11 protein-coding genes are annotated in these 12,065 nt (G+C 41.0%); 2 read left to right on the top strand and 9 right to left on the bottom strand.

Going from position 1 to position 12,065, the window contains the following annotated elements; translation table 11 throughout:
• Positions 1-197 precede the first annotated feature (197 nt).
• The 9 genes from pyrF to gyrA all read right to left on the bottom strand — a co-directional run bounded on the left by pyrF (position 198) and on the right by gyrA (position 10,441).
• Entirely contained in the window at positions 198-902 is a 705-nt protein-coding gene (pyrF, locus tag ACHUE3_RS04880) for an orotidine-5'-phosphate decarboxylase (RefSeq protein ID WP_394190749.1), read from the bottom strand.
• Between the two features lie 33 nt (positions 903-935).
• Positions 936-2,072 carry a lipopolysaccharide assembly protein LapB gene (gene lapB / locus ACHUE3_RS04875; protein ID WP_394190747.1) on the bottom strand — a complete coding sequence of 379 codons (1,137 nt, stop codon included), beginning with the start codon at positions 2,070-2,072 and terminating at the stop codon, positions 936-938.
• A gap of 2 nt (positions 2,073-2,074) precedes the next feature.
• Positions 2,075-2,356, bottom strand: a complete 282-nt coding sequence (locus ACHUE3_RS04870; protein WP_394190745.1) for a lipopolysaccharide assembly protein LapA domain-containing protein — start codon at positions 2,354-2,356, stop codon at positions 2,075-2,077.
• A gap of 20 nt (positions 2,357-2,376) precedes the next feature.
• Complete coding sequence (gene ihfB / locus ACHUE3_RS04865; protein ID WP_087532199.1) at positions 2,377-2,664, bottom strand: integration host factor subunit beta; 288 nt, start codon at positions 2,662-2,664, stop codon at positions 2,377-2,379.
• Between the two features lie 61 nt (positions 2,665-2,725).
• Complete coding sequence (gene rpsA, locus ACHUE3_RS04860) at positions 2,726-4,393, bottom strand: 30S ribosomal protein S1 (protein WP_058558687.1); 1,668 nt, start codon at positions 4,391-4,393, stop codon at positions 2,726-2,728.
• 98 nt (positions 4,394-4,491) lie between these two features.
• Entirely contained in the window at positions 4,492-5,202 is a 711-nt protein-coding gene (gene cmk / locus ACHUE3_RS04855; protein WP_394190741.1) for a (d)CMP kinase, read from the bottom strand.
• Between the two features lie 106 nt (positions 5,203-5,308).
• Positions 5,309-6,586 (bottom strand): 3-phosphoshikimate 1-carboxyvinyltransferase, encoded by a 1,278-nt coding sequence (aroA, locus tag ACHUE3_RS04850; protein WP_394190739.1) that lies wholly within the window; start codon positions 6,584-6,586, stop codon positions 5,309-5,311.
• Positions 6,586-7,668, bottom strand: coding sequence for a 3-phosphoserine/phosphohydroxythreonine transaminase (gene serC / locus ACHUE3_RS04845; protein WP_394190737.1), 1,083 nt, complete (start codon positions 7,666-7,668; stop codon positions 6,586-6,588). The genes aroA and serC overlap by 1 nt, the downstream gene beginning before the upstream one ends.
• A 76-nt stretch (positions 7,669-7,744) precedes the next feature.
• Positions 7,745-10,441: a DNA topoisomerase (ATP-hydrolyzing) subunit A gene (gene gyrA, locus ACHUE3_RS04840; protein ID WP_394190735.1), complete on the bottom strand. Its 2,697-nt coding sequence runs from the start codon at positions 10,439-10,441 to the stop codon at positions 7,745-7,747.
• 189 nt (positions 10,442-10,630) lie between these two features.
• Between gyrA and ubiG the strand changes: the two genes are divergently transcribed.
• Both ubiG and ACHUE3_RS04830 read left to right on the top strand, forming a co-directional pair.
• Positions 10,631-11,341 carry a bifunctional 2-polyprenyl-6-hydroxyphenol methylase/3-demethylubiquinol 3-O-methyltransferase UbiG gene (ubiG, locus tag ACHUE3_RS04835; protein WP_394190733.1) on the top strand — a complete coding sequence of 237 codons (711 nt, stop codon included), beginning with the start codon at positions 10,631-10,633 and terminating at the stop codon, positions 11,339-11,341.
• Entirely contained in the window at positions 11,341-12,024 is a 684-nt protein-coding gene (locus ACHUE3_RS04830; protein ID WP_394190731.1) for an HAD family hydrolase, read from the top strand. Before ubiG ends, ACHUE3_RS04830 begins: the two co-directional genes overlap by 1 nt.
• Positions 12,025-12,065 lie beyond the last annotated feature (41 nt).

The following is a 12,065-nucleotide window of genomic DNA, read 5'->3' as shown; positions in this document are numbered from 1 at the left end:
ATTTGGTCAAATACTGAAGCCAAGAAATGTTACGCGTCGTTACTCTAAGTAGGAATGGGGCAGAAAAGAGTTAATACCATAGCCCGCTTTTAGCACATTACTGACTATTCATCGTAAAGTTATTTAGTTTGTATACCCAGAAACAAAAAGAGCAAAGTAAATACTTTGCTCTTTTTTCTTATTAACATAACGCCTGTTTATTTTAACGAGTCATTAATTTCTTTAAGTGTTGCAACTGGATCAGCCGCTTGTGTAATTGGTCGCCCAATAACTAAATAATCACTGCCATCTTCAATGGCTTGCTTAGGTGTCATAATACGCTTTTGATCCCCTGCATCACTGCCTACTGGGCGAATACCAGGTGTAACAAGTTTAAAATCTTCACCTAGCTCTGCTTTTAATTTCTTCGCTTCTTGCGCTGAGCATACTACCCCATCAAGGCCAGATTCTTTTGCAAGTTTTGCTAAATAGATTACTTGCTCTTCTGGCGTTTTATCAACACCTAAACGAGAAAGCTCTGCCGCATCCATACTGGTTAAAACAGTAACAGCGATTAAAAGTGGTGCATCATCACCAAACTGCTCAAGCGCTTGTTTGGCTTTAGTCATCATTTCAACACCGCCACTGGCGTGAACATTCACCATCCATACACCCATTTTAGCCGCGGCAGTAACCGCTTTTGCAACTGTGTTTGGAATATCATGGAATTTAAGATCTAAGAATACGTCAAAGCCTAGGTCAATAAGCTCTTTAACAAATGCAGGTCCAAAATAAGTAAACATCTCTTTGCCTACTTTCAAACGGCACGTATCAGGAGAAAGCTGTTTAACAAAATTTAACGCTGTTTGCTGATCATCATAATCAAGGGCAATAAGAACTTTTTTTGATTGGTCGAGTGACATAACTTTCCTAAACAAATTGAGGTAATACTAAAATTAAAAACCGTCTAAGCCACGGCTTGGTACTATGGTTTCCCAATGCTTGCAAGATGGGCAGACCCAATAAATAGTATGGCTTGTAAATCCACAATGCTGGCATTGAAAAGCTGGCTTTGTGGCAATGTAAGAAGTAACTAGGTTATCGATCTGGTCGAGAACATCTTTAATGTTGTGATTTTGCTGTGCAAGTAATTGCAGTAAAAAACTAAAACCACGAATAGTAGGTTGACGCTTAAGACTATCAGTTAGAAACTTAATCGCCTGTTCTGTATGCCCCTGCTCTATAAGCGCTTGGCAATGCTTTATTTTTATTAACACACCACCTTTATCAATTAATTGTAAAAGCAACTCATGAAATTGGTGTGTTAAGTTTAATTGGTGGTAGCTATGCGCTAAATCTTCAATAAATAATGGTGCAAAAAAAGTAAAATTACAGATTAACTCGCGCCAATAATATATTGCTTTAACATAATCTTCTTTTGCGAATGCTGACTGACCGAGCTCAAATAATGGTCTTATTGTTTTATGGTTTAAGCTGATTGCCTTTCGCATAATTTGCGGATCGTTTTCAAGCAAAGCAGCTTCACAATAAAAGTTTGCTATAGCTTTGAAATGTTGAGGCTTTGAAAATAAGTCGCTGTGTGCCTCAAACATGTTAATCCCCTTTTCCCACTCTCTTGTTTGAGCGTATAAAGTGAGCAGTGGATCAACGGCTTGTTCATGACTTGCTTTTACTAACCAGACTAAATGTTCTTCAGCGCCATCAAGCATACCTGCCATAATATAATCTTCGGCAAGCTCCAAACGGCTAGCTGCAGCTTGTTGCTCATTCAAACTTGGGTGTTTTAAAAGTAGTTCATGAATTTTTATAGCGCGGTCAAGTTCGCCTCGACGACGAAACATGGTTGCTAGCGTTGAGTAATGCTCAACAGAGTCAGCAGCAACTTCAAGCAGATTAATAAGGTGTTCTAAACCTTGATCTTCCTCTCTATCAAGTAAAAACTTTAAGCCTTTACTGTATTCAGAGGTAATTTGGCGGTTTAATTGATGAGCTTGGTTCTTAGCACTATTTTTACCCATAATCCAACCGTAGCCAGCCGCTACGGGCAATAGTAAAAACAAAAGCTCAATCATAGTTAAGTATCTTTATTAGCAACAAGCTTTGAGTTGTTTTTTTCAGGTGCTAACTTTTTCTTCAAGCGATAATTTTGCCATTTTAATTGTGAAAATAGTTTAAAACTAATAAAACAACCAACGACAACACCCAAAGCAAAGCAGATACTTATAATCATAGCTAGAGGCAGTGTATTACTGGCAATAATATAATTAATTTGTACTAACTGCGGATTCTGTGAACCAAGCACAAATGCAAATATTAAGCATATTGCTACGAGGATAGTTTTTAATACTCGAAACAAGTAACTACTCCTGCTGGTAACTAGGCGATGCTCGCATTAACGCGATCTCTTAGCTCTTTACCAGGCTTAAAATGAGGTACGTGTTTACCATCTAACTCAACCGTATCGCCTGTTTTAGGGTTACGACCAGTGCGTGGTGAACGAAAGTGAAGTGAGAAACTACCAAAACCACGGATCTCAATACGATCTGAGCTTGATAATGAGCCGGCCATTTGTTCAAGAATTTCTTTAACGGCGTTTTCAACATCTTTCACTGGTACGTGAGCATGTTGTTCGGCTAGTTGTTCTATCAATTCTGACTTAGTCATAACGTTTCCTTAAAAAGAGATAAAGGAAGGGCAACACTGCCCTTCCAATGAAGACTAATTATTAGTCTTTTTGTGCATTTGCGAATGCAGCAGCCATTGCGTTTTCGAACACTGGCTCTTCTTTCTTAAGCTTCTCTAATGCTTCTTTCTCTTCTGCTTCGAAAAGAGCTTTAACAGATAGGCTTAAAGTGCGGTTCTTACGATCAACACCAACATATTTCACTTCGATTTCGTCGCCTACAGAAACAACAGAAGTTGCATCTTCAACGCGCTCTTGAGCGATATCAGCTACACGGATGTAACCTTCAACGCCTTCGATAAGTTCAACAGTTGCGCCTTTCGCATCAACTTCAGTCACTTTACCTTTAACAATAGCACCTTTTTTGTTTGCATCAAGGTAGTTATTGAATGGGTCAGCTTCGATTTGCTTAACACCTAGAGAGATACGTTCGCGCTCTGGGTCAACTTGCAATACGATAGCAGTGATTTCGTCGCCTTTCTTGAATTCACGTACAGCGTCTTCGCCAGGTGTATTCCAAGAAATGTCTGAAAGGTGTACAAGACCATCAATACCACCGTCAAGACCGATAAAGATACCGAAGTCAGTGATTGATTTGATCTTACCAGTAACTTGGTCGCCTTTGTTTTGAAGACGAGCAAATTCTTGCCAAGGATTAGCAATACATTGCTTAAGACCAAGAGAAATACGACGACGTTCTTCGTCGATCTCAAGAACCATAACTTCAACAGTGTCACCTAGTGAAACAACTTTTGAAGGGTGGATGTTCTTGTTAGTCCAATCCATTTCAGAAACGTGTACTAGACCTTCAACGCCTTCTTCGATTTCTACGAAGCAACCGTAATCAGTAAGGTTAGTTACACGACCAGAAAGTTTAGAACCTTCTGGGTAACGACCAGCGATAGCTGCCCATGGATCTTCGCCAAGCTGTTTAAGGCCTAGAGATACACGAGTTTTATCTTTGTCGAATTTAAGAACTTTAACTGCGATTTCGTCGCCAACATTAACGATTTCTGAAGGGTGCTTAACACGCTTCCACGCCATATCAGTAATGTGTAGTAGACCATCAACACCACCAAGGTCAACGAATGCACCGTAGTCAGTAAGGTTCTTAACGATACCTTTAACTTCTTGGCCTTCAACAAGGTTAGCAAGAAGCTCTTCACGTTCTTGTGAGTTTTCTGATTCGATAACTGCACGACGTGAAACAACAACGTTGTTACGTTTTTGGTCAAGCTTGATTACTTTAAATTCAAGCTCTTTGCCTTCAAGGTGAGTTGTGTCACGTACTGGACGAACATCAACAAGTGAACCAGGTAGGAAAGCACGGATTGAATCAACTTCAACTGTGAAACCGCCTTTAACTTTACCGTTGATAACACCAGTAACAGTCTCTTGCTCTTCACATGCTTTCTCAAGACGGATCCACGCTTCGTGACGCTTCGCTTTCTCACGAGAAAGGATAGTTTCACCGAAACCGTCTTCGATTGCATCTAGTGCAACATCTACTTCGTCGCCAACAGCAACTTCTAGTTCACCAGCAGCATTTTTGAATTGCTCTGCAGGGATAGCACTTTCTGATTTAAGACCAGCATCTACAAGTACAATGTTGTTCTCGATTGAGATTACTGTACCTTTAACGATAGAGCCTTGCTCTGCTTCAAAACCCTTTAGGCTTTCTTCAAATAACTGCGCAAAATTTTCTGACATACGAATATACGTCTCATATATTTAATACCAATAAGCAACCATGCTGCATGGGGTTGTTAAAATAGCACTGGCATCCTGCTGGTGCATGTAAAATGTGTTTAACTTCTTTTCGGAAGTTTACCCTCAGAAATAGCAGAATCTAACAAAGTCATAACTTTATCAAACACTTGCTGTGCATTGAGCTCACTAGTATCAAGCTCAATAGCATCTTCTGCGGGCACAAGCGGCGCAACTTCACGATTCATATCGCGATCATCACGTGCTTGAATGTCTTCTAATAGACCACTTAGTGTAACATCAAGACCACGTTCATTCAACTCAACATAACGCCTGCGAGCTCGTTCTTGTGCACTAGCGGTTAAATATATTTTTAGCGGCGCGTCTGGAAACACTACGGTCCCCATATCACGTCCATCCGCAATCAAGCCATTTTCTGTACGAAACGCACGCTGGCGACGAAGTAACGCTTCTCTAACGCGTGGTAGAGCTGCTACTTTAGATGCGGCTGCACCGACTTCTTCATTACGGATCGTTGTTGTAACATCTTCGCCTTCAAGAATAACTTTACCGGCGTTCGTATCACTATCAACTAAAAACTGCACATCTAAGTTGGCAGCTAAAGGCACTAGGGCCTCTTCATTGTTCAAAGCAATTTGATGATGAAGTGCCGCCAGTGATAAAACACGATAAATCGCGCCACTGTCTAGTACATCCCATCCTAATTTATCGGCTAACAAGCGACAAACAGTTCCTTTACCTGAACCACTTGGGCCATCAACGGTGATTACGGGCATTAATAACGCCTGCATTTAAACCTCCTGCAATGCACACCAAAATAAAACCGCCGTATTATACGTCAGATATTAAAATAGATCCGCTTTTTGTATGTAAGTTTTTATGTTTATTGATTTGAATCTATTCACTTACACTTTCTAATACCTTGAAAAAGGTAGGAAACGTTTTATATGTGCACTTAGGATCGTTAATTGTTATAGCTTTGCCACCTACCGCAACCATTGAAAAACACATCGCAATTCGATGGTCGTCATAGGTATCTATTGCTACATCATTGAACTGTTCAGGCGGTGTAATTTCAATATAATCTTCACCTTCAACAACATCTGCTCCTACTTTACGGAGCTCTGTTGCCATGGCATGTAGTCTATCTGTTTCTTTAACGCGCCAGTTGTAAATATTACGAATTGCCGTTGGCCCTTTTGCAAACAAGGCTACAGTTGCAAGGGTCATTGCAGCATCAGGAATTGCGTTAGCATCAATATCAACACCATTAAGCTGCCCTTTACGAACAACTAAGCGCTCATCATACCAATCAATTTTGGCTCCTACCTGTTCCATAACTTTAGCAAAGCCGATATCACCTTGAACAGATTTAGCACCCACACCTTTTATCTCAATCTCACCGCCGGCTATTGCAGCTGCCGCAACAAAATATGAAGCCGATGAAGCATCACCCTCTACCATAATACGCTCAACCGCTTGGTACTGCTGCGCGCCTTTAACATAAAAGGTTTGATAATCATCATGGCTAACCTGTATGCCAAAACGTGCCATAACATCTAATGTAATATCAATATAAGGCTTTGATACTAGCGTGCCTTTTATAGAGATTGTGGTATCACCGTTAAATAAAGGTGCGGCCATTAATAGCGCGGTTAGAAACTGGCTCGAAATACTGCCATCGATTTCTACTTGGCCGCCAGCTATTTCGCCACCGCAAATTTTCAGTGGTGGATAATTCTTACTTTTTAAATAATTAACATTACCGCCTAAAGATTGTAATGCATCAACCAAATGGCCAATTGGTCGTTCTTCCATACGCGGCTCGCCGATTAACTCATACTCCCCCTTTACAGCAGCTAATACTGCGGTTAAAGGGCGATATGCTGTTCCTGCGTTACCCAAGAACAAAGGCTCTGACGGCGTTAAAAACTCTCCACCAACACCTTGTACCGTTGCTACTGTTTTATCTTCATTGAGTTGTACATTAACGCCTAATAACTTTAGGGCACCAAGCATGTGACGAATATCATCGCTATCAAGTAAGTTTTCAACAACGGTAGTCCCTTTGGCAAGGGCTGCTAATAGAAGGATTCTATTAGACAAGCTTTTTGACCCTGGTAAAGTAACACTCCCATTAACACGTGAAATAGGTTCTAGACGAAGTTGCTCCATTAACTGTTCTCCTTTGCAAACTCAGCCATAAAGTTGACTAAAGCTTGAACCCCTGCAAGCGGCATTGCATTATAAATACTTGCACGCATCCCGCCTACAATTCGGTGACCTTCAAGCGCAACTAAACCTGCTGCTTTAGCTTGGTTTAAAAACTGCTCATTTAAGCTTTCATCATTTAACCAAAACGGTACGTTCATACGAGAGCGGCAATGCTTAGCTACTTTATTTGCATAAAACGGTGATTCGTCAATAAATCCATATAACAGCTCTGCTTTTGCAATATTTTGCTGCTCCATCGCTTTGACACCGCCATTTTGCTCAAGCCATTCGAATACTTCAGCGGCTAAGTACCAAGCAAAAGTAGGCGGCGTGTTGTACATGCTGCCTTGTTTAACTTCAAGAGCATAATCAAATACACCTGGCTTAGGGAGTCCTTGGCGTTCAAGTAGGGTTTTGCGAACTATAACAATGGCAAGCCCTGAAGGACCTATATTCTTTTGCGCACCGGCATAAATTAAATCAAACTGGTTAACATCAAATTCGCGAGACAATATAGTTGATGACATATCAGCAACAATAGGCGCGGTGGGATGACTTGGTACATCAAACACTTCAATGCCGTCAATTGTTTCATTAGGACAATAATGAATATATGAAGCATCCTTCGGGAATGACCATTCACTTACCGGTTTTATTGAAAACTGCTCACTCGTATCATTACGTACATCAAGCTCTTCAACTTGGGTAAATTTTACTGCCTCAGCTACAGCTCCTTTGGACCACACACCGTTTTCACAATAAACAGCGGTTTTGTCATCTAAGTGTAAGTTTAAAGGAACAGCGGCAAATTGACCTCGACCACCACCGTGCATAAATAGCACTTCAAACTCATCACTAATATTCATTAAACGGCGCAAGCTTGCTTCACACTTTTCAGTTAGTGCTAAAAATTCTTTACTACGGTGACTTACCTCCATCACCGACACACCTAGATTTTGCCAATCAACAAATTCTTTTTGTGCTTTTCCCATCACCGCTGGCGGAAGCATTGCTGGACCCGCACAAAAATTATATATACTCATTACCTTTCCTCATTCCAGTAATTGATTATTAATACCCATAAAAAAAGCGGCATAAGCCGCTTTTTGATAGTTAATATTATTCAACCGGTGGATTATCACCCGTTTCTTCATTAACCGTTTCGACTACTTCTTCGCTCTCGCCCTCGATAGCTATGAGCTCATCGATTTCGATCTCTTCGATACGTTGTAAACCAACTACTTGCTCTTCGTCAATAGTTCTTATCAAAATAACACCTTGGGTATTACGCCCAACGGTAGAAACTTCGTTTACACGTGTACGAACAAGCGTACCACGATTAGAGATAATCATAATTTCGTCGTTGTCATCAACTTGCACAGCACCAACAACAGCACCATTACGTTCACTCACCTTAATCGATACAACACCTTGCGTTGCACGACTCTTAGATGGGTAATCTTCAAGCTGCGTTCGTTTACCGTAACCATTTTCAGTTACAGTTAAAATAGCACCATCCGTTTTTGGTACGATTAACGATACAACACGTTGTTCGTCAGCCATCTTAATACCACGAACACCTGTTGCTGTACGGCCCATCGGACGTACACCTTTAAAGCGGATTTCAGGGTTACCATTTTCGTCAAACACTGGGTTACCGTTTTCATCAACTACTACTGATTCTTCGGCTTCTTTAAAGCGAACAACTTTACCTGCGTCAGTGAAGAGCATGATCTCGTTGCTGCCATCAGTGATATCTACACCGATAAGGCTATCACCTTCATTAAGGTTTACCGCAATGATACCGCTTGCACGTTGACGGCTGTATGCAGTTAGTGGTGTTTTCTTCACTGTACCAAATGCAGTTGCCATGAAGATGTATTTATCTTCTTCGTATTCACGTACCGGTAGGATAGCGGTAATACGCTCATCAGCTTCAAGTGGTAACAAGTTTACAATTGGCTTACCACGGGCTGCGCGGCTAGCGAGTGGTAATTGATACACTTTAAGCCAGTACAAGCGCCCTGCTGTTGAGAAACACAAAATAGTATCGTGAGTATTCGCAACCAATAAACGCTCGATGAAATCTTCATCTTTCATCTTCGTTGCTGATTTACCTTTACCACCACGTCGCTGTGCTTCGTAATCTGATAATGGTTGATACTTCACATATCCTTCGTGAGATAAGGTTACAACAACATCTTCTTCGTTGATCAAGTCTTCTAGACTGATATCGTGTGCTGCAGCGTTAATTTCAGTGCGGCGCTCATCACCATATTGATCTTTAATTTCAACCAGCTCATCACGAATAACTTCCATTAAACGCTCAGGCGATGCCAAGATATGTAATAACTCAGCAATTAAATCTAATAACGTTTGGTACTCGTTTAAGATTTTTTCATGTTCAAGGCCAGTTAGCTTGTGTAAGCGTAGGTCAAGAATTGCTTGGGCTTGCTGCTCTGAAATATAATATTGACCGTCACGAATACCTAAGTCGTCCGCTAACCAATCAGGGCGTGCAACGTTTGCTTCACCCGCTTTTTCAAGCATTGACTTAACGTTACCTAACTCCCAAGGACGAGCTGTTAATGCAGCTTTCGCCTCTGCTGGTGTCGGTGATTTACGAATTAATTCGATAATCGGGTCTATATTCGCAAGCGCGATTGCTAAACCTTCAAGCGTATGTGCGCGATCACGTGCTTTACGTAAATCAAACACAGTACGGCGAGTGACCACTTCACGGCGGTGAATGATAAACTCTTCTAGCATTTCTTTTAGGTTGAAGCATTTAGGTTGGTTATTGATCAAAGCAACCATGTTCATACCAAACACTGTTTGAAGCTGTGTTTGTGCATACAGGTTATTTAAAATAACTTCGCCTACATCACCACGTTTGATCTCAATAACGATACGCATACCGTCTTTATCAGATTCATCACGTAATGCGCTAATACCTTCAATTTTCTTATCTTTTACAAGCTCAGCGATTTTTTCAATCAAACGGGCTTTATTTACTTGATAAGGAATTTCATGAACGATGATGGTCTCACGACCTGATTTTTCGTCCACTTCAATTTCAGCACGAGCACGGATGTAGACTTTACCACGGCCGGTTAAATAGGCTTGTTCAATGCCTTTTTTACCATTAATGATTGCCGCAGTTGGGAAATCAGGGCCAGGAATGTATTCAATTAGCTCATGAATAGTTAAATCTGGGTTTTGAATTAAAGCCAAACAACCATTAATAACCTCAGATAAATTGTGTGGCGGTATATTTGTTGCCATACCAACCGCAATACCTGACGAGCCATTCACTAACAAGTTAGGAACTTTCGTTGGTAACACGTCTGGGATTTGCTCAGTACCATCATAGTTGGGTACAAAATCAACCGTCTCTTTCTCAAGGTCGGCTAATAATTCATGCGACATTTTTGCCATACGTACTTCGGTATAACGCATAGCTGCCGCAGAGTCACCATCAACAGAACCAAAGTTACCTTGGCCGTCTACTAACATGTAACGTAAAGAAAATGGCTGGGCCATACGGACTATGGTGTCATAAACCGCACTGTCGCCATGGGGATGGTATTTACCAATTACGTCACCGACAACACGTGCCGATTTTTTATATGGTTTATTCCAATCATTACTAAGCTCGTTCATTGCAAACAAAACGCGGCGGTGAACTGGTTTTAAACCATCACGTACGTCTGGTAATGCACGTCCAACAATTACGCTCATCGCGTAATCTAGGTAGGACGTTTTTAACTCGTCTTCAATATTGACTGGCAGAATTTCATTGGCGAGATCAGTCATTTGATATCACATTCCTTCAGTATTAACTCTTAACGTACCATTTTAAATGGCCTTCAGAGTATTTGTTGTTATTAAACGTATTCTAATAGACCATGCTATCACAATTAATTTAGATTTACAGGCGCTAAATCTTTGCGATTTATTAATTTAGCCCTATATAATGGCCTCAGATTGACGAGGAAGTATTTTATGACCGAACATCAAAATGTAGATAGTGCAGAAATTGCAAAGTTTGAAGCCATTGCTGAAAGGTGGTGGGACTTAGAGGGTGAATTTAAGCCTCTTCACGAGATTAATCCATTAAGATTAGATTTTATCACCAACAAAACACAAGGCTTATTTGATAAGGAAGTACTTGATGTTGGCTGTGGTGGCGGTATTTTAACTGAAAGCATGGCCAGAATGGGTGCCAAGGCAACAGGCATTGATATGGGTCAAGAGCCTCTGACAGTGGCAAAACTTCATAGTTTAGAAACGGGTGTAAATGTAGATTACATAAAAGTACCTGCGGAAGAGTATGCACAAGCTAACCCTGCTCGCTTTGACGTAATTACCTGCATGGAAATGTTAGAGCACGTACCAGATCCAGCTTCTATTATTCATGCGGTCGCTGCGCTTGCTAAACCTGGGGCAGATGTGTTTTTCTCAACGTTAAACAAAACACCAAAAGCGTATTTGTTTGCCATTGTAGGGGCTGAAAAACTGTTGAAAATGGTGCCTGAAGGCACGCATGACCATAAAAAGTTTATTAAACCGGCACAATTGATTGCTTGGGCTGAGCAAGCAGGTTTAAAAGTAAGAGCCAGTACTGGTCTCAATTACAATCCATTATCTAAACAATACACGCTAAATAACGATGTAAGCGTCAACTATATTCTCCATTTTGAGAAGCTTGCATAATGGTCACTTCAAACAAGCAGATCCACGATATAGACTATGACGCCTTTATTTTTGACTTAGATGGCACCTTACTCGATACCGCCGACGATTTAGGCGCGGCACTAAACACTGTATTAGTGTCGCATAACTTACCCAAAGTCAGCGCTGATATATACCGCCCTGCTGCTTCTAACGGCGCGGCTGCGTTATTGCAAGCCGGCTTTGGTGAACTTTGGCTTAAACAAGAAGACCCAAACACACTTCGCCAACAACTACTCAGCGCTTACAGTGATAATATTGCTGTTCACAGCCGCTGCTTTGATGGTATCGCGCAATTATTATTGGCACTTGAAAAGAAAAACATTAAATGGGGCATAATGACTAACAAGCCCAGCTTTTTAACGATCCCACTGATTGCAAAGATCAAAACGCTTCAAAATGCACAAGCAGTAGTCAGTGGTGACACGCTTGAAGTGGCAAAACCATCACCTTTACCTTTATTGCATACAGCCAAACTGTTAGCAGTAGATCCAGCCCGTTGTTTGTATATAGGTGACGCCGAGCGTGATATTCAAGCTGCAAAAGCCGCAAATATGCACAGCTCGACAGCATTGTGGGGTTATGTACCTAGTGAAGCAGACGCATTAAATTGGAACGCTGATTTTAATTGGCAAAGTCCAATTGATGGTTTTAACCACATATAGTGCATTATTAATTTAAAAACACTATATATTGTGATTAGGCT

Origin of the sequence: Pseudoalteromonas atlantica (genome assembly GCF_043641955.1) — a bacterium.
Classification (GTDB): Bacteria; Pseudomonadota; Gammaproteobacteria; order Enterobacterales; family Alteromonadaceae; genus Pseudoalteromonas; species Pseudoalteromonas atlantica_A.
This window is presented reverse-complemented; position numbering and strand designations above follow the sequence as displayed.